Annotated in this window: 1 protein-coding gene; it reads left to right on the forward strand. The window is 35.5% G+C overall.

Going from position 1 to position 479, the window contains the following annotated elements:
- The coding region (locus FCS21_RS17670) for a single-stranded DNA-binding protein (protein WP_138624487.1) at window positions 1-278 on the forward strand (278 nt) is incomplete at its 5' end.
- Window positions 279-479 lie beyond the last annotated feature (201 nt).

Genomic DNA, 479 nt, shown 5'->3' on the forward strand with positions numbered 1-479 from the left:
ATAATTTGGTAGTACGCAATAAAGCCGCGGAACTTTGTGAAAAATACCTTTCTAAAGGAGATAAAATTTACGTTGAAGGCCGCATTAAGTCTCGTCAATGGCAGTCAGAGGATGGAAGTACAAAACACACCACTGAGATTCAAGTGACTGAATTTACTTTTCTTTCCACAAAAAAAGACAGTGAAAACAACAAACAAATTCCTGCAGCTGATGTTCCGAAAAACACTAATTTTGACCCAGAAAATAATGTCTTGCCTATTAATGACTTGCCATTCTGATTGTTTAATTAATCTCAACTAATTTGGGCCCAGAGCCCAGTTTATTTTTTTCTTACGCTATAGATGCTAATGTAGTTTTTGGTTTTGTAGGAATTGCCATTTTGCTGTTTTGTTCCGCATTAATTTCAGGAGCTGAAGTAGCCTTGTTTTCGTTGTTACAAAAAGACATCGACGAAATAGTACAGAAAAATAACTCTAAAG

Source organism: Colwellia ponticola, from assembly GCF_005885605.1.
Taxonomy (GTDB): domain Bacteria; phylum Pseudomonadota; class Gammaproteobacteria; order Enterobacterales; family Alteromonadaceae; genus Colwellia; species Colwellia ponticola.